Here is a 25,153-nt window from a genome sequence, read left to right as displayed (position 1 = left end):
AAGCCTATAAAGCGCCCAGTTAGAAATTGTTCCATCGCCAAGTCAAAAAAGTCCGGGCACTCTTATCTGGCGAACCAGCTTAGTCGTCATCCTCGCGACGCGGGCGATATTCGCCCGTTTCGGGATCCTCGATCAGCGTTCCCACGGCATCATTTTGACGTTCCTTTTCTTCGGCCCGCGATTTCGCCGCCAGCTTCTCTGCATCGGAAACGAAACGGCGGTAGAGCAGCCAGGCGCCGCCCACCAGGATCGTCATAAATATCAGCTGCGCCATGTCCCCTCGCCTATCAGCCCTCGTCCTCTGCTGCGGTCAAAGACCGTAGCGGCGCCATAGTGCCTTTTCTTCAAGCGTCTCGGCAAGACCGGCAACGGCCTGAACCGCGATCTCATCGGGAGCGGCAAAGGCGCCGATGCCGGGGGCGCGGCGACCGAAGAGGCCCTTCGGTGCGCCGACGAGTTCGAGGCGCGCGTCCTTGCCGTAGCGCGTCTTGATCTCCTCGCGCATGCCGCCCAGGCGGTCGACGAGGCCGAGCTCAAGGCCCTTGCGGCCGGTCCAGAACAGGCCGGAAAACAGGGCGGGATCATCCGCCAGCTGCGTGCCGCGGCGCGCCTTGACCATGTCAATGAAGATCTCGTGGATCTCCGCCTGCAAGGTCTTCAGATATTCGATGTCGCTCTCCTTTTCCGGCTGGAAAGGATCGAGGATCACTTTGTTTTCGCCCGACGTGTAGACGCGGCGCTCGACGCCGATCTTCTTCAGGAGTTCGGGGAAACCGAAGCCACCGGAGACCACGCCGATCGAGCCGACGATCGAGGTCGCGTCGGCGATGATCTCGTCACCTGCAATGGCGATCATGTAACCGCCGGAGGCCGCGACATCCTCGACGAAGACGATGACGCGCTTGTTCTTCTCTTCGGCGAGCGCACGGATGCGGTCGTAGATCATGCGCGACTGGACGGGAGAACCACCCGGCGAATTGATCGAAAGCGCCACGGCAGGGCTGTCCTTCATCGAGAAGGCCTTTTCCAGCTGGCCGGCGATGGAGGCGAGGTTGAGTGCGGGGCGGAAGCGGGAGCCGCCGCTCATGATTGGCCCGTGCAACCTGACGACCGGAATGACGACGCCCTTTTTCTGGAAGCGCTTGGGAACCAGCCGTTTCAGAAAGTCTGCCATGGTCGCGTTTCAACTCCTCACAATCTCAAATCTGACCCGAGATGTAAGGAGCCGGGGGCCGAACACAATGGTTCAGGCGAAAAATCAGCCTTTTCAACGTAGCCGTGAATATCCGGTGCGCCCATTGTTGAGATCGTCGACCACGGGGGCGAAGGCGTGGCTATCGGGCCGGTCATGCATCAGGAGCGGCGCGCGCATCTGCAAACGGGCCCGCGATCCCTTGATTGCCGTGACGAGGATGCGCGTTGCGTTTTCGCCCTCGCGCGGATGGATGGCGGTGATCTCGACCCCGCCGAAGCGCCTGCCGCAGGCAGCGATGATCTCGCCGATCGACTGGGGACGTGCAATCAACGAGAGCTGACCACCCGGCATCGCAATCGCACCGGCGGTGCGGATCCAGCTTTCGAACAGGTTTTCGGTCATGGCATGGGCCTCGGCCTTCAGCACATCCGGCGTCTTCCGGTCGCCGGGATCGTTGAATGGCGGGTTCATGATGACGTGGTGGAAGCTGTTGTCGGCAAGCCCGACTGCAAGGCGCGCCCGGCCGGTCAGCGTGACATCGGCTTCGATGACCTCGGCCCGCATCGCAAGCTCGGCGTTTTCGGACAGAGCCAGGCTCTTGCGGGCAAAACCGGCCATGTCGGCGGAGCGTTCGACAAGCACGACGGAGGCGTTCGGCAGACGGGCCGCCACGGCAAGCCCCGCTGCCCCTGCTCCCGCTCCGAGATCTGCGATCCTGATCGGCCGATCATCATCCACCAGGCAGGCGAGCATCATGGCATCCATGCCGGCACGGTGGCCGCGCCCGACGGGCTGAACGAGATGGAAGCGGCCGCGATGAAAGGCGTCGATCGTCTCGGATACGGACTTGTCGAAGATGGGGTCTACGCTTGCCGCCATGGCACACTCACATCTCGCGGTCGCGCAGTTCTGCCCCGAGGCCGGCATCGGTGAGAATGCGGCGGGCCTGATCGACGCAATCGGAATCGACCAGCAGGCGACGCTGCAACATGCCGAGCGAACCTTCGAGGATGCTCATCGACTGATCGGCGATCATCGAGGCGATGCCGGCGTCGCGCATCAGGCTTTCAGCGAAGGAGAGCAGGACGACGTCGTTGCTGCGAATGATCTCATGCATCGATTTCAGAACTCACTGTTAACGGCAAAACCGTGTTCAAGCCTGCAACCGAGGCAATTCGCCCCTTGCCGTGGCCTTCCCGGCTTTTTATTGTCGGCGACCAAACTGAACAGGAGTCCGGTGCGTGGGCGTAGTCATACCGCTTGAGGAAAGCAAAAACAAACAGGCATCCGTCAAGCCTCTGGTGGACCTGACGAAAAGCGGCATGGAGCGCGTCAATCAGCTGATCCTGTCGAAGGCGGGCTCCGATGTGCAGATGATCCCGGAGGTTGCCAACCACCTGATCTCGTCCGGTGGCAAGCGCTTGCGGCCGATGCTGACGCTCGCGACGGCGGCGATGTTCGGCTATGAGGGCGACCATCACATCAAGCTCGCGACCTCGGTCGAATTCATGCACACGGCGACGCTTCTGCATGACGACGTGGTCGACGAGAGCGATCTGCGCCGTGGCAAGAACACAGCGCGGACCATCTGGGGCAACCAGGCAAGCGTGCTGGTCGGCGACTTCCTGCTCGGCCAGGCGTTTCGCATGATGGTCGAAGTTGGCTCGCTCGAGGCGCTCGACGTGCTCTCGACCGCAGCCTGCGTAATCGCCGAAGGTGAAGTGCTGCAGCTTTCCGTCGCCAAGAATATGGAGACGACGGAAGACGACTATCTCGCCGTCATCCGCGCCAAGACTGCGGCGCTCTTTGCAGCAGCCGCCGAAGTCGGCCCGATCGTTGCCGGCACGGATCGCGCAACGCGCAGCGCGATGAAATCCTATGGCATGAATCTCGGCCTCGCCTTCCAGCTGGTCGACGATGTGCTGGATTACGGCGGCAAGGCAGCCGAGACCGGCAAGAATGTCGGCGACGATTTTCGCGAAGGCAAGATCACGCTTCCGGTCATCCTTTCCTATCGCCGGGGCACGGCTGCGGAACGCGACTTCTGGAAGGAATCGATCGAAGGTGGGCAGAACGACGACGCAAGGCTCGAAAAGGCGCTCGGCCTGATCGGCAAGTATGGCGCGCTCAACGACACGATCCAGCGGGCGCAACATTATGGCACGATCGCCAGGGATGCACTCGCGCCGCTGCCGGAAACGCCATGGAAGAGCGCGCTGAACGATGTGATCGATTTCTGCATTTCCCGCGTGAATTGACGCAGACACTGCGATCGCCTTGCGGGGCTGCTTCAAAAAAGCCATTCTATTCGTGAATCATCGCGTATCGTCCGTGCGCGGGCGACATGCGCTCGTCTTCGGTTGTTGAAAGGCTCTTTCATGCGGCAAAGCTCCGCCCTTCGCTATCTCGCCGGCACAGCGCTCGCGCTGCTCCTCAGCGTCTCGCAGGTTCCGATGGCGGCCGCCCAGGCAACCGCCCAGCCGGAAGAGACGGAGAGCTTCGACGTCGACAGCGTCGATTCCTTCGCAGGCGCCTTTCTGGCGGCCCGGACGGCTGAAACCGACCGCGACTACGCAAACGCGGTGAAGCTCTACAAGAAGGCGCTTGATATCACGCCGAACGAGCTGGAACTGCAGCAGCGCCTGATGATCGCGCTGATCATGAACGGTGAATTCGACGAGGGCGCAGAGCTTGCCGAAGTCTTGGAGAAGGATCCGGCCGTGGAACGGGTGACCTCGGTCGCTCTTGGCTTCCGCGCGATCCGCGACGGCGACTATTCCGAGGCGCTCAATCACTTCAAGTATGAGGGACCGAACGATCTCGACCGCCTGATGAACCAGCTTCTGATCGCGTGGACGATGGTCGGCGAGGGCAAGGGCAAGGATGCCCTGAAGCTCGTTCAGGATCTCAATGGGCCGAGCTGGTACGGTATCTTCCAGAACTACAATCTCGGCATCATGGCTGCCATGAGCGGCGATCTCGATACGGCCCGCAAGGCTCTGACCGAGACCGTGACCGATCGCAATGGTGGGGCCACGGCGCCCGACACCTTTGCGCGTGCCGTCATTGCGCTTGCCACGCTCGAGGCTGGTGCTGGCAACAAGCAGAAGGCGCTTGATGCGCTTGCCGCCGGCGACGAGTTGATCACCAATTTCGCACCCTTCAAGGCGCTGCGTGATGAGATCGAGGCCGGTCGCCAGCCGAAGCCGGTTGTCGCCAATGCGGCCCAGGGTGCAGCCGGCGTACTGTTCTCGATCGGCGGCGCGCTGAACCGCGAGGGCGCCGAAGACACGGTCATGCTCTATCTGCAGCTCTCGCACGCACTGGACAAGGACGCGGCCGACACGCTGATCCTGCTCGGCGGCATTGCCGAGAATGCCAAGCAGCCTGAAAAGGCCATCGCCTTCTACCGGCAGGTGCCGGAGACTTCGCCGATGCGGCGAATTTCCGAGCTGCAGCTCGGCCTGACGCTGGCCGAAACCGGCAAGGTCAAGGAAGCCCGCGAACATCTGCAGGGCCTGATCGCCTCTGATCCCAACGATATCCGCAGCTATCTGGCGTATGGCAGCGTGCTCTCCGACGCCAAGGATTATGCGGCGATGGCGGAGAATTACGACAAGGCCGTTGATATCATCGGCCCCAATCCGGCGCGGAACCACTGGTCGGTCTTCTTCCAGCGCGGCATCGCCTATGAGCGCCTGAAGAAGTGGGACAAGGCAGAGCCGAATTTCAACAAGGCTCTGGAGCTCAACCCCGACCAGCCGCAGGTTCTCAACTATCTGGGCTATTCCTGGGTCGACATGAACCGCAATCTCCAGGAAGGCCTGGAGATGATCAAGAAGGCCGTCGAACTGCGCCCCGATGACGGCTACATCGTCGACTCGCTCGGCTGGGCTTATTACCGCCTCGGTCGCTTCGAGGAAGCTGTGGTCGAGCTGGAGCGGGCAATCGAACTGCGCGCCGGCGATGCCACGATCAACGATCACCTGGGCGACGCCTACTGGCGTGTCGGGCGCAAGCTCGAAGCCAAGTATCAGTGGAAGCGGGCGCTGGCCTCGGAGCCGGAAGAAACCGAAGTTCCGAAGATCCAGGCGAAGATCGAGAAGGGCCTGCCGCCGATCGAGGCCGATGCCGCCAAGGTTGACGCCAAGCCGGCGGAAGAGCCCAAGAAAGACGACAAGAAGACCTGATCCGCATGAACCCCGTTTCAGAGCGCAGGCCGGAGCGTGTTGTCGAGACGGCTCCGGCGAAGATCAATCTCGCGCTGCATGTGACGGGCCGGCGGGACGATGGCTATCACCTGCTGGACAGTCTCGTGACCTTTGCCGAGGACGGCGACGAGCTGGTCTTCCAAGCATCCGGCAGCGACAGTTTCCGCGTCACTGGCCGTTTTGGTTCTGAACTCTCTGAGGACGACAATCTGGTTCTGAAGGCACGCGACCTGCTGCGGGTGGCCCTTGATGAAAACGACCAGCCGCATGGCCCTGTCTCCATCACCCTCGACAAGAGCCTGCCGATCGCTTCTGGCATTGGCGGAGGCTCCGCCGATGCGGCGGCGACGCTGCGGGGGCTTCTGAGGCTCTGGAAGGCGGAACTACCGGGCGAGAGGCTGCAGCAGATTGCGCTCCAGCTCGGTGCCGATGTGCCGATGTGTCTCGCTTCCACACCGCTGCGCGCGCGCGGGATCGGTGAGGCGATCGACACGGTTGCAATGCCGTCCGTACCGCTGGTGCTGGTCAATCCGCTGAAGCCGGTGTCGACGCCGGAGATTTTCCGCAGCCTCAAGCAGCGCGACAACGATCCGATCGGCGAGATGTTCATGCCGGCCGATGTTTCCGCCTGGATGCAATCGCTCTCTGCTCTGCGTAATGACCTGCAGCCGCCGGCGGAGGCACTGGTGCCAGAGATTGCCGAGGCCTGTGATCTGCTTCGCCAAAGTCTTGCCGGATACGTGCGCATGTCCGGCTCCGGAGGCACCTGTTTCGGGCTTTACGAGACCGAGGCTGCGGCGATGAAGGCAGCGCTTGCGCTATCGGTCTACCGGCCGAACTGGTATGTGCTGCTCACACGCACCGTTCCGGGAGACGCCTGATGAGCCGCATCGACGAGAGCCGTCCCTTCATCCCCGTGGGCATTGCCGTGCTCACCGTTTCGGATACGCGCAGCCTTGCCGACGATAAGTCGGGGGATACGCTCGTCGCGCGCATTGAAGAGGCGGGGCATCGGCTCGTCGCCCGCGCCATCGCCAAGGACGACAAGGCCGAGATCCGCAGTCAGGTCGAGGCCTGGACGAAGGATAAAGAGATCGATGTCGTCATCACGACCGGCGGCACGGGCTTTACCGGACGCGATGTGACCCCGGAGGCGCTGGAGCCTTTGTTTGAAAAGCGCATGGATGGCTTCTCGGAAGTTTTCCACCGGATCTCCTATGACAAGATCGGGACGTCGACGATCCAGTCGCGGGCAACCGGCGGCGTGGCGAATGCCACCTTCATCTTCGTGTTGCCGGGCTCGCCGGGCGCCTGCAAGGATGCCTGGGACGGGATCATCAAGCTTCAGCTCGACTATCGCCACATGCCCTGCAACTTCGTGGAAATCATGCCGAGGCTCGACGAGCACCTGCGGCGTGGCGGACAGGGCTGATCAGCGACGCGCTTCGCGGGCAACCCAGGAGGGGATGATCTCGGAGGCGAGACGACGCGGCTTGTGGCCCTTCGCCAATTGAAGCAGTTCCCTGCCCTCGCCTGCCAGACCCTGCGCCTGGCGCTTGGGAATGAGCAGGCCGTTTTCGAGGAGCGGACGACTGCGCGTCAGGCGACGGTAGAACGGCAGCCGGTAAAGACGCGATTCGGAAAAGCGCGCGGGCGCCTTGTTGAGCGCCACATATTCCGCGACCTCGTCCACCCAGCCCTGCCCCAGGCGGGCACCCGGCTCGATCAGCAACAGCCATTCGCCACGTGCCGTCGCCAGCACGTCCTTCATGTCCCATTGCTGATAAAAGCGGCAACCGGCAGCGTCAGCCACCACGGATGAACCGTCCTTCGATCCGTGATCGAGCACGATGACATCGCTGACAAGGCCTTCGACCGCACCGGCAACCAGCACAGACAAGGTCTGTGCGAGCTCGGGTTCCTGGTCGTGGCATTCCATGATCACTGTCAGCATTGCCTACATCTATCGCATTGCACAAAGTTTTGCCACAAACAGTTTCTTGAAGTTTGTTCTTGCATTGTTCTCATTTCAGCGCTAGGAATAAAGTCATCAAGCGGGGCGGAAAACCTGCGAGGAGCAAACATGAACGAGCTGTCTCTTGTGAGCCAGGCTGCCTTTCAGCCCGGCAATACGGCAGATATTGCCGATGCCCTGATGAGCGCTTCGGGCATGCGGATCGAGATCGATCGGCGTCGTGGACGCGCGGCCGGTATCAATCCAGCAGGCCGGTTCGAGACACTCGAGCGTGTCGCCGTTGATGACGGCTGGCAGATGCTCGAGGACATGCCGCCCTTCAAGACCGAGGTGCAGGTCGAAAAGCCGCGCACGGTCATCACCCGCAACGATTCACCCGATATTCCGTTCGATCGCTCGATCAATCCTTACCGAGGTTGCGAACACGGCTGCATCTATTGCTTCGCCCGGCCGACCCATAGCTATATGGGCCTGTCTGCCGGTCTCGACTTCGAGGCCAAGCTGTTTGCCAAGCCGGATGCACCGCGTCTGCTGGAGCGGGAGCTTTCGAAGCCGGGCTACAAGGTGAAGCCGATCGCGATCGGCACCAACACCGATCCCTACCAGCCGATCGAGCGGGAATGGCGGATCATGCGCCAGGTGCTCGAGGTGCTGGACAAGGCAAACCACCCTGTCGTGATCGTGACGAAGTCGGCGCTCATCCTGCGCGACATCGACATCCTGAAATCCATGGCCGAGCGCGGCCTGATCAAGGTCGGGATCTCGGTGACGACGCTGGATCGCAAGCTGGCACGGACGATGGAGCCGCGCGCTTCGACGCCAGCGAAACGCCTGGAAGCAATCAAGACGCTTTCGGAGGCCGGCATCCCCGTGGCCGTGATGATGGCACCGGTCATCCCCGCTCTCAACGACCACGAGATCGAACGCATTCTCGACAGCGGCAAGGCTGCCGGCGCGTCCGAGGCGAGCTATGTGCTGCTGCGACTGCCGCTGGAGGTGAGCCCGCTTTTCCGCGACTGGCTGCTGCAGAACTATCCGGACCGCTACCGGCATGTAATGTCGCTGGTCCGCTCGATGCGCGACGGCAAGGATTACGACGCCGAATTCGGCAAGCGGATGAGGGGAGCCGGTCCCTATGCCTGGCAGATCAGCCGCCGCTTCGAGATGGCGACCAAGCGGCTCGGCCTGATGCGCCGCAGCCTGCATCTGCGGGAAGACCTGTTCATCTCGCCCAATAGCGACGGGGTACAGCTCTCGCTGCTCTGACTTGGGTTTTGTTTTCGTATTCCGGTGCTGTTGTCCGCCGCCTCGCACCGGATGTAGTCCCTGGTAAGCCGCCCCTGTCGCTATGATCGGCGATCGGGACCGGGGACTTGCAGGAGGTCGGGTGCGCGTGCGATTTCTGCCGCATGAAACGACGCACGCCACCCGATTCTCCTGGCCTCTTTCCAGACCTGCCTCTCGTCCCGGATTTCTCGCTGGAGAGCCGTGCGAAGCGAAAGGATCTCTGGCCGGTCGCTGGGACCGACGAGGCCGGACGCGGGCCTCTGGCAGGCCCTGTCGTGGCGGCAGCCGTCATCCTTGACCCAAAGCGCATCCCCGAAGGCCTCAACGATTCCAAGAAGCTCTCCGCCGCCCAGCGCGAGGTGCTCTACGAGCGCATCCTCCTCGACGCCACCGTCTCCATCGCATCGTCTTCACCGCGACGCATCGACCTCATCGACATCCGCAAGGCGAGCCTTGATGCCATGCGCCGAGCAGTGGCCGGTCTTCAGCTGGAGGCGCGTCATGTGCTGGCCGACGGACGTGACGTGCCCATGGGGCTACTCTGTAGCGGGGAAGCGGTGGTCAAGGGCGATGCGCGTTCCGTCTCGATTGCCGCAGCCTCCATCGTCGCCAAGGTCATGCGCGACCGGATGATGGCCCGGGCCGGCCTCGTCTATCCGGACTATGGGTTTGAGGTGCATGCCGGTTACGGCACCGATCGCCACCGGAGCGCTATCGTCACCCATGGCCCCTGCCCACTTCACCGCATGAGCTTCCGGCCGCTGAAGGCCGTCACGGCTAATGACTGTGAGATCCTGCAGGACTGACGGTCGAGTTCTCTGCCTCCTCTGGGAGGCAGCGGCCATTCCCATAAAGCGCCAGTAAACGCCCCAATAGAAAACGCCCCGACCGAGAAATCGATCGGGGCGTCAAATAGACAGTATCGTCGTTGCGGTCGGCTGAACTCAGTTCAGGCGCGACTTGACCTCACCGATGGAGGCCTTGAACAGCGACTGCTGTACGCCGTCATCGGCCTTCTTCGCGAGAACCTTTTCAGCAGCAGCAATGGCGAGGTCGACGGCAGCAGCGCGAACGGCATTCACGGCTTCGGTTTCGGCCTGCTTGATCTTCTGCTCGGAAAGAGCGTTGCGACGGGCAACGAATTCCTCGGTCTTCTGCTTGGCTTCGGCGGTCAGGGCAGCGGCTTCGCGTTCGGCGGCAGCAACGATGGCTGCAGCTTCGGCTTCGGCTTCCTTGCGCTTGCGCTGATATTCGGCCAGCAGGTGCTGGGCCTCTTCACGCAGGCGCTTGGCTTCGGCGAGTTCGTCGCGGATCTTGTCCGCGCGCTCGTCGAGGGCCTTCGCCATCATGCCCGGAACCTTCAGGTAGGCGAGCAGGACGAAGAAGAGAACGAGCGCAACGAGTGCGAAAAATGAAGCGTCCATGATGCTTACGCTCCCTGCTTGGCGATGCCGGAGACGGCAGCCTTGATGTCGGCTGCGGTCGACTTGGTACCGATCAGTTCTTCAACGATCGTACCGACGGTGTCGATGGCAATCGTGTCGACTTCAGCGAATGCACGGGCCTTGATGTCGGCGATCCGGCTTTCGGCAGCAGCGATCTTGGCGGAGAGTTCCGTCTCGATGGCTGCGCGCTCGGCGTCGGCCTTGGCCTTGGATGCATCACGCGCGGCGGAAGCGATCTGGCCGGCTTTCGCCTTGGCCGCGGTCAGCTCGCGCTCGTATGTTTCGATGGCTGCATCGGCTTCGGACTTCAGACGAGCGGCCTCATCGAGATCCTGAGCAATGCGGTCGTGGCGGTTTTCGAGAATGCCGCCGACCCGCGGAACGATGACCTTCTGCATGAGCATGTAGAACACGCCGAACGTGATCACCAGCCACAGAAGCTGCGAAGGATAGGTCGAGAAATCGAACGGCGGGAACACGCCGCCGCCATGTCCCGCGTCTTGGGCCACGCCGGTCTCGGTGTGAAGCTGGCCTTCTGCCGGGGTCTCTTGGGCAAAGGCGGGGGTCACAAACATGCTCACCTCCAGGTGTATGCTCAAATGCGCGAGATCACGGCTGCCTTTTCGGCGCGCCGTGATCCCAAACTCCAGCCGTTATTAGACGGCGAACAGGAGAAGGAGAGCGATGAGCAGCGAGAAGATGCCCAGAGCTTCCGTAACGGCGAAGCCGAATACCAGACGGCCGAACTGGCTGTCGGCAGCCGACGGGTTGCGCAGGGCACCCGTCAGGTAGTCACCGAAGATACGGCCGAGAGCGAGGGAGGTACCAGCCATGCCGAGGCATGCGAGACCCGCGCCGATGTACTTTGCTGCTTCCGCTTCCATATGGATACTCCTTCGAATGGGTTGTTGCGGCTGTTTTTGACGCCCGGTTGGCCGGGGCCAGCGACTTTATTCTCAGTGACCACCATGCACAGCGTCGTTCAGGTACATGCAAGTCAGTACCGCGAAGACGTAGGCCTGCAGGAAGGCAACGAGAAATTCGAGACCAGTCATGGCGACGGTCATGATGAGGGGCAGGATGGAGCCCGCGACGCCGACGGCACCGGCGGCACTCATCGACACGACGAAGCCCGCGAAGACCTTGAGCGTGATGTGACCGGCCAGCATGTTGGCGAAAAGACGGACGGAGAGGCTGATCGGGCGCGACAGGAAGGACACGACCTCAATCGTCGAGACCAGCGGCAGAAGCGCTACCGGCACGCCAGACGGCGCAAAGATCGAGAGGAAGTGCAGTCCATGCTTGTAGAAGCCATAGATCAGGACCGTCAGGATCACGAAGAGGGCCAGAGCGAAGGTTACGATGATCTGGCTGGTGATCGTGAAGAAGTAGGGGAACATGCCGAGCAGGTTTGCAGTCAGCACGAACATGAACAGCGAGAAGACCATCGGAAAGAAGTGCATGCCCTTGGAGCCGGCGCCTTCGCGCAGCATGGAGGCGATGAACTCATAGGCCATCTCGGCGACCGACTGCATGCGCGTCGGGATCAGACCGCGATTCGAGGTCGAGAAGTAGAGGAAGCTGGAAGCGGCGGCGACGGTCGCAACCATGAAAAGCGAAGCGTTGGTGAACGAGAAATCAATTCCGCCGATTTCGATCGGGACAATCTTCTGAACCAGGAACTGATGAGTAGGATCGTTTGCCACGTTCTGCTCTTTCGCTTTCGCCGCCGAAGCGGTCAATTCTCATTCAGGCTGGCGCGTCAGCGGCCGTCGCCCTTGTCTTTAAAGTCCATCCTGCGATCGGCCGGATGCGGCGAGGCCACGATCCCGACAACGCGCATGACGTTCAACACGCCGGCACAGAAGCCAATCAGCAGCATGATGATCATGCCCCAAGGCCCCGTACCCACAAAGTAGTCGAAAAGATAGCCCAGAATCGCACCAACGATGATCGCAGAGATGAACTCGCTCGAGATCTTCATCGCCATACCATAGCCCTTGCGGGTCTGATCGGCGTTTACCTCGGCGCGTTCCTCGTCCCTGACCTTGCCATCCCGCACTGCGAGTTCGGCGGCCAATCGTCTACGGCGCTCTTCCAGATCTTCTTCCCGGTGGTCCGTCATGGCTCTCTCCGTCCGTTACCTGTTTCAGGGGCCGTTTATGCGCCCGATTTGAATGCAGAAACGGCGAGATAGAAAGCCTTCTGGCCCGCTTTGAAGTCGGGCGCACCATAATTTTGAGGCCCTGCATAGTCAAGGCGTGACAGCACCAAGTTTCACCACAAATTAACCCCGAAAAATCATAGACTTAAGTCCAAGATGCCGATTCATCGCAGATGACGGACGGCAATTCCGGTCAATTGGCCGCAAGGCTGGGCCAGAATCTGCCACATTGGTGGAGAACGAGCGCGCATAACGTCCGCGATGGCAGACCGTTCGGCAGTAACGGTTGCGTGGGATGCACCGACATGGGAGGCTGCGTGACCTTGCCCGCCCCGAGACGACCATGACACGCTTCCTCATCCACATCGGAATCAGCATCGTCATCGGCTGGATGATCGGCGTGCAGGCGGCGTTCACCTTCGGTCCCGAGGGCAATCTGACGCCGATGCTCTACATCTTCGCCGCAGTGCCGCTCACCTATCTCGCGACATTCCTGATCGTGCCGCTTCTCAGCGGCTGGCTCGATCGGCTGCGCTGACCGGATCAGCTCCAGCCGCCGCCATAGGTGCGGTAGAAGATGTGCTTGCCGATCTTTTCCACGCGCTTCATCGTCGGGCCCCAGGCCGGGCGCACATAGGTGGCGTGGTAATGCGTGGCCGAGCCGACGTCCTTGAACCAGATCTTGCCGGCGGTGACGGCCATCGCGATTTCCTTGGCGATCTTCCAGTGGCGCGGCGACGCGACGATATCGGGGATGCGGTCGCAGGCGAAGGAGAACTGGCAGCGGTTGCGCCAATCTTCGTTCTGATAGACCACGCCGCAGATGGTGTCGGGATAATGCGGATTGCGCACGCGGTTCAGGATGACCTGGGCAACAGCTGCCTGACCCTTTACCGATTCGCCGCGGGCCTCGAAGTAGATGCCTTCCGCCAGGCACTTCTGCTCCTTGTCGGAGAAGACGTTGGCCGGCAGCGGCGTTGCCGCCCAGGCGTGATCCTGCGGATCGATGTCGGGAATGAAGCGACCCTGATCCGGCTGCTTGTCGGCGAGGATGCTATCGAAGGGCGAAACCGAGGCATAATCCGGCGGCGGCGGGGCATAGGCCGTGGCCAGCACGTCTGGAACGCTGTTGGTGACGAGATCGGCGATCATCGGCGTGAGCGATGGATCGACCGGGGGCTTTTCGCGCTTGAAGTAGAAGCTCGCGAGTTCCACCGGCTTGGCCTTGTCTTCCTCGCGGGCGAAGACGGACGGCGTCTTCAGTTCCGGCTCCATGAGAGAGCTGGTGCGCTGCAGGATCGAGCCGGCGGAGAAGGCGCGCGGCGGAAGCATCTGCTCGACGGCAACCACCCTGCCCTTCTTCTGATCACGGGTGACGCGCATTTCATCCGGCAGCGAAGCAGGATCCGCCTTGCCGCCGTCAAAGGCGATGCGGCGGCCATCGGGCAGGATGAGGCCGGCGCCGCCGGACAGCGCTTCCGAGGCCTCGCCTTCCGAGAATGCGAGATTGGCTTCGTGGATCGAACCCGCCGGCGTTGTGGTCATCACCATGCGCCAGTTGCTGGCGCCACGGTCGACGCCGGTCAGAAGCCCTGCCAGATCGGCCTGGGCGGCAACGGAGGGGAAGATCAGCCAGGAAGCAAGGCCGAAGACCAGGGGAGAGGTCCAGTTCTCCAGCCGGGAGAGGACCTTCTTCGAAGGACGAAACTTGGGACGCAAGGCCACACTCCAACTCATACCGATACGGGTCCGGCGTTCCGGAACTCGACAGGATTACATTAGAGAAATATCTCCTGTTAACCTTGATGCTTGGTTAACGGCGGATCACAGCTTCGGGAGCAGCAGCCGATAAACGCACAAGGCCGCCGATAAAATTCGGCGGCCTTGTAGTCATCCACAGGTGTGTCGCTCAGATGATGACGTGCGAGCCGAGTTCGATTACGCGATTGGCCGGCAGGCGGAAGTAATCCGAGGGGTCGGCTGCCGCTTCTGCGAGCGCGATGTAGAGGCGGTCCTGCCAATGGGGCATACCCATGCCGGCACCGGCCACCAGCTTGCGGCGGCCGAGATAGAAGGAGGTCGACATAATGTCGAACTTCAGGCCACCGCGGCGCAGGCTCGCCAGCGTCTTGGAGACGTTCTGCGTCTCCATGTAGCCAAAGCGGATCTCCACTCGGGAAAAACGCTCGGACAATTCCTCGACGGCAAACCGCTCTTCTTCGGCGACACGCGGGCGCCCGAGCGTGCGGATGGTCAGCACGATGTTGCGCTCGTGGATGACGTGATTGTGCTTCAGATTGTGCATCAGCGCCGCCGGGGCCCGGGTCGGGTCGCTGGTCAGGAAGATCGCTGTCCCGGCCACGCAGGCGGGGCCATGCTCGCTCTTCCGCTCGATCATCGCGATGAAATCTTCCAGCGCCACATCATCCCGTCGGGTCTTCTGGAAGATGATCGCGGAGCCGCGGCGCCAGGTCCACATGACCACGGTGAAGGCTGCCGCGAAGAGAACAGGAATATAGCCGCCGTCGTGGATCTTCAGGAGGTTGGCCCCCAGGAAAACCAGTTCCAGGATCAGAAGCGGGGTGAGCACGGCGACCGCAAGCGGCAGGCTCCAGTTCCATTTCTTGCGCACGAATTCGAAGGCCATGATGGTGGTCACGACCATGGCACCGGTAACGGAGATGCCATAGGCGGTCGCGAGCGCCTCCGAGCTTTCGAACAGCAGGACGAGTGACAGGACTCCGACCAGCAGCAGGGTATTGACCGAGGGCAGATAGATCTGGCCGGTCTGGGTTTCCGACGTGAAGAGGATCTGCATGCGCGGCAGGAAGCCGAGATGGATCGCCTGGCGCACCAGCGAGAAGGCGCCGGTGATGACCGCCTGGCTGGCGATGATCGTGGCAAAGGTCGCAAGGATCACGATCGGCAGCAGCGCCCAGGACGGGAACATCAGAAAGAACGGATCGGAGGCCGTCGAGGGGTCGCTCAGGACAAGTGCGCCCTGGCCGAGATAATTCAAGACGAGTGCCGGGAAGACCAGGGCGAACCAGGCAAGCTGAATGGGCTTGCGTCCGAAGTGGCCGAGGTCTGCATAGAGGGCTTCTGCACCTGTCACCGTCAGGAAGACGGCGCCGAGGACGACAATGCCGAGAAAGCCTTCGCGCACCAGGAAGGACGCGGCATACCAGGGATTGAAGGCGGCGAAGATGCCGACATCATCGAAGATGTGATAGATGCCGCCGGCTGCCATGACAATGAACCAGACCGCGGTGATCGGGCCGAAGAAGCGGGCGACCGCGCCCGTTCCACGCGACTGGACCGCAAAGAGGCCTATCAGGATCGCGAGCGAAATGGGCACGATGAAGTCCGACAGGTCCGGGGCGACCAGCTTGAGGCCCTCGACGGCAGAAAGAACCGACAGGGCCGGCGTGATCATGGAATCGCCGAGGAAGAGGGCGGCACCGATCAGGCCCAGCACCATCAGGATCGGCCCATGCCCGTTTGCCGTCTTCGACAGGAGGGCCAGCAGCGACAGCGTGCCGCCTTCGCCGTCATTGTCGGCGCGCAGCAGGAAGAGCACATATTTCAGCGTGACGATGATGGTCAGCGACCAGATCATCAGCGAGATCAGGCCGATGATCTCGACGCGGGTGATGCCGTCGACGCCGATCGGCTTCAATGCCTCGCGAAAGGCATAAAGCGGGCTCGTGCCGATGTCGCCATAGACGACGCCGACTGACCCGAGAGAGAGGAGAAGAAGACTGCGTACATCCTTCGGGCCAGCCTGCGGCTGGTGATCGATCTGCTGCATGGGGTTCCAGGCTCGTCAGAGCCAGCCTTTCCAACGGAAAAACAGGAAGGGGATGATGGCGGACAAGAGCATGGCAAAAAGTGCCATGGGGTATCCGAAGCTCCATCTCAGTTCCGGCATGAAATCAAAGTTCATGCCGTAGATTGATGCGACCAGGGTCGGCGGCAGAAAGACCACCGAGGCGATCGAGAAGATCTTGATGATGGCGTTTTGCTCGACATTGATCAGACCGAGCGAGGCATCCAGCATGAAGGTGATGTTGTTGCCGACAAAGGCCGCGTGTTCGCCAAGCGACTGGATGTCGCGCGCGACGATGGTACAGAGTTCGGCGGCATCTTCTTCCCGTCGCACAATCGGCTGCGACTGCAGGAAGATGACGAGACGCGACAGGGAGACCAGACTGTCGCGCAGTTTGCTGACCATCTGGTGATGGCTCGCAATATCCAGGAGCTTGTCTTCCAGGAAGCGCGGCGGGCGGCGCTTGGCGGCCTTGCGATTGACGAAGATGGTGATCGACAGCGCATCGAGGCGGGCAGCCAGCGTTTCCAGGATCTCGGCGGTCCGGTCGACGATGGTCTCCAGCAGATGACCGAGGAGCGTCGCGCCGGTGTCGCACTGGCCATTCAGCCGAAGGAGGCTGGCGCTGAACAGGGCGAAGGATTTTGGCTCGGCGTAGCGGATGGTGATCAGCCGGCCGCGATAGAGAATGAAGGCTACGTCTGTCAGCAGCGGATAGCTGGAATCTGCCCGGTAGAGCAGAGACGCGGTCATGTAGATCGCCTCGTTTTCGACATAGAGGCGGCTGGAGGGCTCGATATCCTTCAGCTCTTCCGGAGTCGGGAGCGGAATGCCGATCTTGCCCTCAACGAGGTGTTCTTCCTCGATGGTCGGCTTGATCAGGTCGATCCAGATGATGTCTTCGGGGAATTCGCCAAATGTCGGCTCGATGCCGATGACTTCGACACTTCCGTCTCTTCGATAGGCCCTTATCAAGGACTGGTCACCTTCATGGCACGCCGCGCGTTGAAGTCGTGGACACAATCATAGACCCGGAACGAAAGCCAAATCAATTGCTGCAGCACAGCAATGCAGCCGACGCACGGCTGGAGGCTTACACGCACCGAATCTTGCGGCCCTGTTTGCCCGATATCACTCGAAGACGATCGCGGGGGCGGCTCGGCCGGAACGGGCCTTGACCTGTTCCCAGACCTTGGTCGCTATATCGCGATAGACCTTGGCCTGCGGACCGTCGGGCTCGCTCATGACGACAGGTGTGCCGGCATCCGACGTCTCGCGGATCGAGATCGTGAGCGGGACTTCACCGAGGAAAGGCACGCCGATGGTCTCGGCTTCCGCCTTTGCGCCGCCATGGCCAAAGATGTCGTAGCGATTGCCGGTATCCGGCGCGATGAAGTAGCTCATGTTCTCAACGATGCCGAGGACTGGCACCTCGACCTTATTGAACATGTTGAGCCCCTTGCGGGCATCGATCAGGGCCAGGTCCTGCGGCGTGGAGACGATGACGGCGCCTGATAGCGGCACCTGCTGGGCCATGGTCAGCTGTGCGTCGCCGGTGCCCGGCGGCATGTCGACCACGAGCACGTCGAGATCGCCCCACGCCACTTCGCGCAACATCTGCATGAGCGCCGACTGGACCATCGGTCCGCGCCAGATCATCGCCGTGCCCTCGTCGACGAGGAAGCCCATGGACATGACCTTGATGCCGTAATTCTCCATGGGCACAATGATGCGGTTCTCGATCTGCTGCGGGCGACCGGTTATCCCGAGAAGGCGCGGCATGGACGGACCATAGACGTCGGCGTCGAGGATGCCGACGCGCAGACCGTTGGCTTTCATCGCAAGGGCGAGGTTGACCGCTGTCGTCGACTTGCCCACGCCGCCCTTGCCGGAGGCGACCGCGATGATCGCATCGATGCCCGGGACGCCGGCCTTGGTGCGTTGCTGGCCGCTCGGAGCGGGACCGTGATTGTGAGTATGTCCGTGGCCCTGGGCGGGAGCGGCCGGCTGGGGACGCGGCGGCGGGGCGGAACCCTGCTTGCGCTCTGCCGTCAGGCTGACCACGGCACCGTTCACGCCGGGGATGGCCTTGACCGTACGCTCGGCCGCCTGACGCAGCGGCTCCAGTTCCTGGGCGCGCTCGGCCGGCACATTGATCGAGAAATAGACCTTGGCGTCGGAAATGAAGACATCGGAGACCATGCCGAGGTCGACGATGTTGCCTTCGAGATCCGGTCCCCGGATCCCCTTCAGCGCCTCAATCACCCGATCACGCGACAATTCGGTCATTTCGATATTCTTTCCGCTCGGACATTCATCTGTGCACGTTCAGATAATGGAGCGGGAGGCTTTCGCCAACTGCAAATGCGATGCCGAGGGTGCGACCATTGCCGCAGAAACAGACAAGCCGCCTGCGGAGAGCACCCCCCGCGGCGGCTTGTCAGGCTGCACCCGTTCTCGGGTGTCACGCTACGTCCCCTCTGGACTGACACTTTGAATGCAGGAAGCGTGCCAGACGCGAATATCCCGCAGCACAGGCGTTTCGCCTGTGGAGGATCTCAAAAGCTGGAGGGGATGCCGTGAAAAAGGGCGGCGCCGCAGCGGGCCGCACAAAAAAGCACCAGCGTTTACACTTACTTGATCAAGCCGAGGCGCAGGGCTTTGGCGACTGCCTGGGTGCGGTTCACAGCGTCCAGCTTCTTGGTGGCGCGGTTCAGGTAGTGGTTGATCGTGTGTTCCGACAGCGTCAGGATCTCGGCGATCTCGACGCTGGTCTTGCCGGCTGCAGTCCAGTTGAGGCAGTCGAGCTCGCGATCGGTCAGCATGTCGCTGTTGCGGCTGTCCATCTCCCGGATTTCAGCGAGACGGTTGAAGACATGCGCGGCGATATAGGCGAGCTGCATCATCTCCAGCGTGTCGAAAAGCTCGCGGTCACCGATAAAGGAGACGGCGCCCCGTGCGCCGGTGGAATCATGGACCGGGAAATAGGCACCCCGGGTCATACGGAAACGGTGGAAGAGCGCCTTTGAGACCTCACCCGACTTGGGATCGCGCTGCGTTGCCACGTCGTCGATGTCGAAACGCAGCGGAATGGAGGCGCGGCGCAGATGGGCGAGCACCGGGCTGCCGGACAGAAGCGCCACTTGATCGAATTCGGTCAGCAGATCGGCGGGCCAGTTGGTGATGATTGAGCTGCTGCCGAGTTCCTGGGCGGTTGCGCCGGGCATGTTCAGCACCATGAAGGCGCGGGCACCATAAAGCTCGGTCACGCGTTTCATAAAACGGAAGACGTCGAACTGGGTCTTGAAGCCCTTCACATCCGTGATCAGGCCTTCGACGCGTGCAGATGTTGCGATATCCGGGGTCGTCATCACATCCACGTCCTGACCGGGTCACCGGCCATGATTATCGGGGAGATTGTCCAAGACGTGTTCGTCAATTTCTGCTTCACCTGACATTGGCCAAGATCGGGACCGCGTGGCGAAACCTGAGCTTCCACCAATCTCTCCGAACCCGCATAGGTAATTCTTCTTCGGACCTGCATAGAGAATGAGTGAGGAACACCCAAAGGCGATACCAACGCCGAATCTGTTCCCTTGGGTTGCCGAAGCATAGACTTGTAAAGCGCCAAGGGTCCAGATACCCCATGAATTTTACCGTAAACCCCTGTCTGCGACGTTAGTCGCACGACAAGGTCAAAATGAATAGCGACAAGGAGGACATCCGTGATCTCAACCGAAAGCTTCAACGGCAGAATGCTCACCGAAGAGGTGATGGAACTGGGTGAAGGCCCGGCCTACGATCCGATCTCCGGTTCGCTCTTCTGGTTCGACATTCTCGGCAAGACGCTGTGCGAACTGGATGTCGAAGGCGGACAGCTCAAGAAGCACGCCCTGCCCTTCCTCGGCAGTGTGATCGCGGTTATTGACGACAAGCGGCAGCTGATCGCCTCCGATCAGGGGCTGTTCCTGCGCGACAGCGCAAGCGGCACGCTTTCTTCCTATGCCGCGATCGAAGACAAGCCGCAGAACCGTTCGAATGACGGACGCGTGCATCCGAGTGGCGCGCTCTGGATCGGAACGATGAGCCGGACGGCAGAGACCGGTGCGGGCGCGATCTATCATGTGAGCGGCACGACGGTGACGAAAATCTTCGATGCGGTCAGCATCCCCAACGGCATCTGCTTCTCGCCGGATGGCTCGGTTGGCTATTTCAACGATTCCAAGGTCAATCACATGATGCGGGTCGCACTCGATCCGGCGACAGGCCTACCGATTGCCGCACCCACGGTGTTCATCGACCAGTCGCAGCGACAGGGTGTCATCGACGGATCGGTTGTCGATCTCGAAGGCACGATCTGGAACTCGAACTGGGATGGCGCCGCTGTCGACCGTTACGCTCCGGATGGCCGGCATATCTCCCGCTATGCAGCACCGGTTCGTCGCCCGACATGCCCTGCCTTTTATGGCAAGGCGCTCGATCGGCTTGCCATCACCTCCTGCTGGGAGGGACTGAGCGACGAGGAGCGCGCCGAGGACAAACTGGCGGGCGTGACCTTCGACCTCGGCGTCAGCGTCAAGGGAAAACCCGAGCCGCTGTTCAAGCTCTGAGACGCGCGCCACGCAACATGAGCGGGGTCGCAAGCGGCCCCGCAAACCACTTTTCCGGCTTTTTGTTCCGGTCGATCTGCTAAAATATTCAAGGACTAAAGGGCGGAACGATCATGGCCGCCAGACATTTTCCTCTCGAACCGACGCCGCCGAGCCACTCAATGCGAGGCAGCGTCAGTCGCAGACCATCTCAGAGGAAAGGTAGGTCCACCATGAACAAGTCCTTCAAGACGCTCGCCGCCGCCGTACTGCTCGGCTCGACCGCAATCGCTCCCTTCGCCGTCGCCCAGGATGCTACCCCGGGTGCCACCACCACGCCGCCGGCCGCCACTGAAACGGCACCGGCTGGTACGGTCGCTCCTGACGCCACCACTGGCGCCGCTTCCGGCACCATGGGCACGACCGCTGCAGCGGGCACGGGCACCTATTTGACCGAACAGGCGGAGAACCACATCTCTGTGGCCGACTTCATGGGTCAGGCAATCTACACTGCCGACAACCAGTCGATCGGTGACATCAACGACCTGCTCGTTGACAAGGAAGGTGGCGTTGTTGCAGCCGTAGTTGGTGTTGGCGGCTTCCTCGGCATCGGCGAAAAGAATGTCGCCGTTCCGTTCGAAAACATCACGATCACCCGCGTGGTTGATGATGCAGAAGCCATGACCACGACCGATGGTACGGCAACGACCGGCACTTCGACGACGACCACGACAACGACGGCTACCACCGACAACACCGCAACCAACGCGGAAGAAGTCGCTGATGCTGAAGTTCGTCTGACGACGACCGAAACAGCAGACAGCCTGCGCAACGCTCCGGAGTTCCGCACTCTGGACGACCAGGCTGCTGATGCCGGCACGATGGGTACCACCGACGGCACCACCACCTCGTCCACGGATAATTAATCCGGATACGAGGGACATATTACGGTCCTGAGGGGCGGCGCTTCGGCGCCGCCTTTTCTTTTGCGTAGATTTCGGGAATCAGGCGGTTGCGCGGTCAACGAGCGCGAAGTCGTGATGGTTCTCTGCGAGGTAACGCAGGGTCGCGGCGGCGTCGACCGGCTTGCCGAAATAGTAGCCCTGCCCCATGCCGCAGCCGAGTTCGCGCAGCTTCCGGGCTTCGGCATCCGTCTCGATGCCTTCAGCCACGACTTCGAGGTCCAGGCCTTCGCACATGCTGACGATGGCCTTGATGATATGCTCTGACGTGCGATCAGTGGTGATGGCCGACACGAAGGCGCGGTCGATCTTCACCTTGTCGAAGGTGAATTCACGCAGGCGCCCAAGGCTCGACTGTCCCGTGCCGAAATCATCCAGCGAGATGCGGATGCCGGCATCCTTCAATTCCTTGATGATCCGCCGGGCCGTATCGGCCGAGGACATGACGGCCGTTTCCGTTATCTCAAGCTCCAGACGTCGGGGGTCGAAACCGACGCTGTTGAGGATGGAGAGCGTGTTGAACGACGTCCTCAGATCCATGAGCTGGACCGAGGAGAGGTTGAAGGAGAGGAAGAGGTCGCGCGGCCAGGCAAGCGTGGCTTCGGCAGCCTTGCGGAGCAGCGTCTCCGACAAGGTATCGATGAAGCCGCGTTCTTCGGCGAGCGGCACGAAGACGGCGGGTGAGACGAAACCGAGATCAGGATCGATCCATCGGGCGAGCGCCTCGAAGCCGACGACGCGGTTGTCGCGCAGGCGTACGATCGGCTGGAAATGCACATCGACCGTGTCGTTGATGATGGCGTTGCGCAGCGCCTGTTCGAGCTGCGTCGCCTGTTTCATCTCCTGCGCGATCTCGCGGGAATAAACGGTGATCTGGCCGCGGCCACGGCGCTTGGACCGATAGAGAGCGGTCTCGGCGCTCTTCATCAGCTCCTCGAAATCTTCGCCGGCAAAGGGATAGACGGCAAAACCGAGGGAAGCGGAGAGGCGCACATTGCGGTCGCCAAGATCGTAAGGGGCGGAAAGGACATCCTTGATCAGCTGACCTGCACGCTCGGCGCCCAGGCGCTCGAACACCAGCGGCAGTACGATCGCAAATTCGTCGCCATCATGTCGGGTCACGATCGCCCCATCGGGCACGCAGGCCTTCAGGCGGTGTGCGACCTGGCAGAGTATCTCGTCGCCGGAGGCCTGACCGAAGAGATCGTTGATCGGCTTGAAACCATCGAGATTGACGATGCCGACGGTGAACGGTGCGGGATCGGCGGCGCGGTCGGCGGCGAGCTGGCGCACCTTATCGCCCAGCCTGTGGCGGTTGCCGAGGCCGGTCAATCGATCGGTATAGCCTGTCGTCTTCTGGTCGCCTTGGCCATGCGGCTCAGGCGCTCGTCCGGCGGGACCCATTCATGCTTCCTGGTACGGTTCCTTGCACGTGCCAGAATGGGTCTAAAACATTAAAATAATCATATCGATACTGCGGAAGGCGGCTCCCTGCCCTCCCCAAAAATCGGGTAATCAGGCGGTGGACGCGAGCCTTGCAATGTCCGGCACAAGGCGTCGGATCGCCTGATCGACAACATCAGGGCTGAGCGGCTTGAGGATCACATCGTTCATGCCGGAGGCAAAACAGGCCTCGCGGTCGCGATCGAACGCCTGGGCGAGCACGCCGATGAGCGGTGTCTGCAGGTTCACGTCCTCGGGCGACTGGCGGATCCGGCGAGCGGCTTCAAAACCATTGATACCGGGCAGCGTCACATCCATGAGGATGATGGCGGGGTTCAATTCCGCCCGAAGTCGAACGGCCGTCTCTCCATCCGCGCAGATCCGGTAGGCAAAGCCGAGGCCCTCGAGGATCTGCGAGAAGACGATCTGGTTGATCTCGTTGTCTTCGGCGACAAGGACGAGCGACGACGTTGGCGGCGCGGCAGGCTGCGGCGCAGAGGCTGCCTTCGGCACACCGGTCGGTGCAGCTGCAGGCTCTGCTGCGGGCTCTTCTTCGGTGGTGATTTCCCAGTCGTCGGTCGGCATGGGCGGCTGGCGCAGCGCGGTCAACCGGTCAAGGACACTGAACGCGAGGTCACTCGCGATGTCGAAGACCGGCAAGGTGATGTAGTCGACATCAACCGCCTGCAGGAGTTCCAGGCACCGCATGTCGAGGTCCACATCGACAATCGCGAGGTCGATGACCACCCCCACCGATTGTGCGACCGTCAGGAAGGCATCGAGTTCCGACTGGTCGCGGACACAGCAGCTGTCGAGGCCGAGGAGTTGCAGGATGTCGAGCGCCCTTGCCTCGAAGTCGCGGTCGGCAGTGACGAGAAGGGCCTTGCGTCCGTTCAGGCGCCCATCGATCAGGCTGTGACCGGCGCCCTCATCGCGCTGCGGGGCATCAAATGCTGCCTCCTGAGAGGCGGGCAGATTGGCAGCGCCACCGACCTCACCAAGGCTTGCCACGACCAGATAGCGCCCCGGCTTACCGACGCGCTGGACATGCACAAGGATCGGGCGCGGTGGGTCTCCGTAAAGCCGCATCGGGAGGGTGAGCGAAGATGTAACGCCGGTGTCCAATACGTGGCGCGAGACGGTCACCAGCCGGTCGGCGACATCCGGTTCAAACAGTGTCGCGATCGTGCCGCCGAGCGCATTGTCAGGCCCCACTGAGGTGGCCGAGCAGAAGACCTTGTTGACGGCCACGAGCTGGAGATTGCGATCCTGGACGAAGACCGGATGAGCGAGATTGTCGAGGATTTCCTCGGTAAGCTGGACGCGCTCGATATCCGCACGCCACTGCTCCTCCCGGCGCTTCTGCTCGGTGATGTCGGTCATCACGCAGAAGCCGAAACCGGATGGCAGGCGACGCTTGGAAAACTTGGTCCAGCGCTTCTCGTCGTCGCAGGCCTGGATCTCGTAGCGTTCCTTCCAGTGGGCGGCGATCTGGCGGGTGAGCCATTCCTCGCGGCTGAGTGCTGCACCATCGGACTGGCCGCTCGCAGCATGGCGCAGGCCAAGGTCGTATGCGGCTCCGAGGATGTCCCTCAGGCGCGAACCGGGTTCGAAAAAGTTTGATGGCAAAGGCAGGAACTGGCGGGCGCTGCGGCTTGCGAAGATCAGGTGATCGTTGCGGTCATAGATGATGAAGGCCGAGGAGAAGGCCTCCGACACGGCGTCCAGCAGGGCAGCGTCGAGAGCGGTCTCGGCCGACGAATTGTCGGGCCCCTGCCGTCGCTTGTCCTGGCCGGGGGCCTGTGGAAACTCGCTCACACTGCTGCCTCTAGGAACCTCGCCATCCGAAGACAACGAGAATTTGGGGGGCTGATGCCATGATGGAGACATGCCGGACCGCGTTCCAGGCAGGGAGATATGCGAGGGACACTCCGGCCCGTATCCTCATTCCACCGCCAGCAGACCTGCTGAAGAGACATTGCAAGTCATTGTTCAAACTAGAGACATTCCGTTAAGGCACGCTTAATGATGGGCATGGCGGCCACCGCGATAC

Annotated in this window: 26 protein-coding genes; 9 read left to right on the top strand and 17 right to left on the bottom strand. The window is 61.7% G+C overall.

The genetic code is table 11. The annotated features are described in order from the left end of the window. Positions 1–79: 79 nt before the first annotated feature. From C0V73_RS07785 to C0V73_RS07770, 4 genes are all read right to left on the bottom strand, one after another. Complete coding sequence (locus C0V73_RS07785) at positions 80–274, bottom strand: hypothetical protein (RefSeq protein WP_102019413.1); 195 nt, start codon at positions 272–274, stop codon at positions 80–82. A gap of 36 nt (positions 275–310) precedes the next feature. Then, on the bottom strand, positions 311–1,174 hold the full coding sequence (locus C0V73_RS07780) for a S49 family peptidase (RefSeq protein ID WP_102019412.1): 864 nt from the start codon (positions 1,172–1,174) through the stop codon (positions 311–313). A 93-nt stretch (positions 1,175–1,267) separates the two neighbouring features. Continuing rightward, the gene (locus C0V73_RS07775) at positions 1,268–2,074 is read right to left on the bottom strand and encodes a methyltransferase (RefSeq protein WP_102019411.1); all 807 of its coding nucleotides are present in this window, start codon (positions 2,072–2,074) and stop codon (positions 1,268–1,270) included. 7 nt (positions 2,075–2,081) lie between these two features. Further along, positions 2,082–2,312, bottom strand: coding sequence for a DUF2007 domain-containing protein (locus tag C0V73_RS07770; RefSeq protein ID WP_102019410.1), 231 nt, complete (start codon positions 2,310–2,312; stop codon positions 2,082–2,084). 124 nt (positions 2,313–2,436) lie between these two features. Between C0V73_RS07770 and C0V73_RS07765 the strand changes: the two genes are divergently transcribed. The 4 genes from C0V73_RS07765 to moaB all read left to right on the top strand — a co-directional run bounded on the left by C0V73_RS07765 (position 2,437) and on the right by moaB (position 6,838). Continuing rightward, complete coding sequence (locus C0V73_RS07765; protein ID WP_102019409.1) at positions 2,437–3,453, top strand: polyprenyl synthetase family protein; 1,017 nt, start codon at positions 2,437–2,439, stop codon at positions 3,451–3,453. Between the two features lie 120 nt (positions 3,454–3,573). Continuing rightward, positions 3,574–5,385, top strand: a complete 1,812-nt coding sequence (locus C0V73_RS07760) for a tetratricopeptide repeat protein (protein WP_102019408.1) — start codon at positions 3,574–3,576, stop codon at positions 5,383–5,385. A 5-nt stretch (positions 5,386–5,390) separates the two neighbouring features. After that, positions 5,391–6,287: a 4-(cytidine 5'-diphospho)-2-C-methyl-D-erythritol kinase gene (locus tag C0V73_RS07755; protein WP_102019407.1), complete on the top strand. Its 897-nt coding sequence runs from the start codon at positions 5,391–5,393 to the stop codon at positions 6,285–6,287. Further along, entirely contained in the window at positions 6,287–6,838 is a 552-nt protein-coding gene (gene moaB, locus C0V73_RS07750; RefSeq protein ID WP_102019406.1) for a molybdenum cofactor biosynthesis protein B, read from the top strand. The genes C0V73_RS07755 and moaB overlap by 1 nt, the downstream gene beginning before the upstream one ends. Here the strand turns inward: moaB and C0V73_RS07745 are convergent, their stop codons facing one another. Continuing rightward, complete coding sequence (locus C0V73_RS07745; protein ID WP_102019405.1) at positions 6,839–7,360, bottom strand: glycosyl transferase; 522 nt, start codon at positions 7,358–7,360, stop codon at positions 6,839–6,841. It abuts the gene before it with no gap. A gap of 129 nt (positions 7,361–7,489) precedes the next feature. On the opposite strand from C0V73_RS07745, the gene C0V73_RS07740 reads away from it, so the two are divergent. Together C0V73_RS07740 and C0V73_RS07735 are read left to right on the top strand one after the other, a co-directional pair. Then, entirely contained in the window at positions 7,490–8,647 is a 1,158-nt protein-coding gene (locus C0V73_RS07740; RefSeq protein WP_102019404.1) for a PA0069 family radical SAM protein, read from the top strand. A 143-nt stretch (positions 8,648–8,790) separates the two neighbouring features. Beyond that, complete coding sequence (locus C0V73_RS07735; protein ID WP_102019403.1) at positions 8,791–9,474, top strand: ribonuclease HII; 684 nt, start codon at positions 8,791–8,793, stop codon at positions 9,472–9,474. Positions 9,475–9,612: 138 nt separating this feature from the next. On the opposite strand, the gene C0V73_RS07730 is transcribed toward C0V73_RS07735, so the two are convergent. The 5 genes from C0V73_RS07730 to C0V73_RS07710 all read right to left on the bottom strand — a co-directional run bounded on the left by C0V73_RS07730 (position 9,613) and on the right by C0V73_RS07710 (position 12,238). Continuing rightward, on the bottom strand, positions 9,613–10,092 hold the full coding sequence (locus C0V73_RS07730; protein WP_102019402.1) for a F0F1 ATP synthase subunit B: 480 nt from the start codon (positions 10,090–10,092) through the stop codon (positions 9,613–9,615). Positions 10,093–10,097: 5 nt separating this feature from the next. Continuing rightward, positions 10,098–10,688: a F0F1 ATP synthase subunit B gene (locus tag C0V73_RS07725; RefSeq protein WP_102019401.1), complete on the bottom strand. Its 591-nt coding sequence runs from the start codon at positions 10,686–10,688 to the stop codon at positions 10,098–10,100. Positions 10,689–10,769: 81 nt separating this feature from the next. After that, on the bottom strand, positions 10,770–10,997 hold the full coding sequence (locus C0V73_RS07720) for a F0F1 ATP synthase subunit C (RefSeq protein WP_006726635.1): 228 nt from the start codon (positions 10,995–10,997) through the stop codon (positions 10,770–10,772). A 72-nt stretch (positions 10,998–11,069) separates the two neighbouring features. Beyond that, positions 11,070–11,819: a F0F1 ATP synthase subunit A gene (locus C0V73_RS07715; protein WP_102019641.1), complete on the bottom strand. Its 750-nt coding sequence runs from the start codon at positions 11,817–11,819 to the stop codon at positions 11,070–11,072. A 56-nt stretch (positions 11,820–11,875) separates the two neighbouring features. Next, entirely contained in the window at positions 11,876–12,238 is a 363-nt protein-coding gene (locus C0V73_RS07710; protein WP_102019400.1) for an AtpZ/AtpI family protein, read from the bottom strand. 382 nt (positions 12,239–12,620) lie between these two features. On the opposite strand from C0V73_RS07710, the gene C0V73_RS07705 reads away from it, so the two are divergent. After that, positions 12,621–12,815, top strand: a complete 195-nt coding sequence (locus C0V73_RS07705) for a hypothetical protein (protein WP_102019399.1) — start codon at positions 12,621–12,623, stop codon at positions 12,813–12,815. 5 nt (positions 12,816–12,820) lie between these two features. Here the strand turns inward: C0V73_RS07705 and C0V73_RS07700 are convergent, their stop codons facing one another. The 5 genes from C0V73_RS07700 to C0V73_RS07680 form a co-directional block, all read right to left on the bottom strand. Next, a complete protein-coding gene (locus C0V73_RS07700) occupies positions 12,821–14,014 on the bottom strand; it encodes a cell wall hydrolase (protein WP_245407909.1) in 1,194 nt (397 codons plus the stop codon). Positions 14,015–14,186: 172 nt separating this feature from the next. Beyond that, complete coding sequence (locus C0V73_RS07695) at positions 14,187–16,088, bottom strand: potassium transporter Kup (RefSeq protein ID WP_102019398.1); 1,902 nt, start codon at positions 16,086–16,088, stop codon at positions 14,187–14,189. Between the two features lie 15 nt (positions 16,089–16,103). Further along, positions 16,104–17,081 (bottom strand): magnesium transporter CorA family protein, encoded by a 978-nt coding sequence (locus C0V73_RS07690; RefSeq protein ID WP_102019397.1) that lies wholly within the window; start codon positions 17,079–17,081, stop codon positions 16,104–16,106. 156 nt (positions 17,082–17,237) lie between these two features. Further along, complete coding sequence (gene apbC, locus C0V73_RS07685; RefSeq protein WP_102019396.1) at positions 17,238–18,395, bottom strand: iron-sulfur cluster carrier protein ApbC; 1,158 nt, start codon at positions 18,393–18,395, stop codon at positions 17,238–17,240. Between the two features lie 344 nt (positions 18,396–18,739). Next, positions 18,740–19,477, bottom strand: a complete 738-nt coding sequence (locus C0V73_RS07680; protein WP_102019395.1) for an autoinducer binding domain-containing protein — start codon at positions 19,475–19,477, stop codon at positions 18,740–18,742. A 384-nt stretch (positions 19,478–19,861) separates the two neighbouring features. Here C0V73_RS07680 and C0V73_RS07675 point away from each other — a divergent pair, with 384 nt between their 5' ends. Together C0V73_RS07675 and C0V73_RS07670 are read left to right on the top strand one after the other, a co-directional pair. Beyond that, complete coding sequence (locus C0V73_RS07675) at positions 19,862–20,716, top strand: SMP-30/gluconolactonase/LRE family protein (protein ID WP_102019639.1); 855 nt, start codon at positions 19,862–19,864, stop codon at positions 20,714–20,716. 212 nt (positions 20,717–20,928) lie between these two features. Beyond that, complete coding sequence (locus C0V73_RS07670; RefSeq protein WP_102019394.1) at positions 20,929–21,621, top strand: PRC-barrel domain-containing protein; 693 nt, start codon at positions 20,929–20,931, stop codon at positions 21,619–21,621. A gap of 78 nt (positions 21,622–21,699) precedes the next feature. Here C0V73_RS07670 and C0V73_RS07665 read toward each other — a convergent pair whose 3' ends face one another. After that, a complete protein-coding gene (locus C0V73_RS07665) occupies positions 21,700–23,061 on the bottom strand; it encodes an EAL domain-containing protein (protein ID WP_102019393.1) in 1,362 nt (453 codons plus the stop codon). Between the two features lie 111 nt (positions 23,062–23,172). Further along, positions 23,173–24,918 carry a response regulator gene (locus tag C0V73_RS07660; protein WP_102019392.1) on the bottom strand — a complete coding sequence of 582 codons (1,746 nt, stop codon included), beginning with the start codon at positions 24,916–24,918 and terminating at the stop codon, positions 23,173–23,175. Positions 24,919–25,153: the final 235 nt, after the last annotated feature.

It is taken from the genome of Rhizobium sp. TH135, from assembly GCF_002855515.1.
Taxonomy (GTDB): domain Bacteria; phylum Pseudomonadota; class Alphaproteobacteria; order Rhizobiales; family Rhizobiaceae; genus Allorhizobium.
The sequence above is the reverse complement of the archived record's forward strand: the minus strand, read 5'-3'. Positions and strand labels throughout refer to the sequence as shown.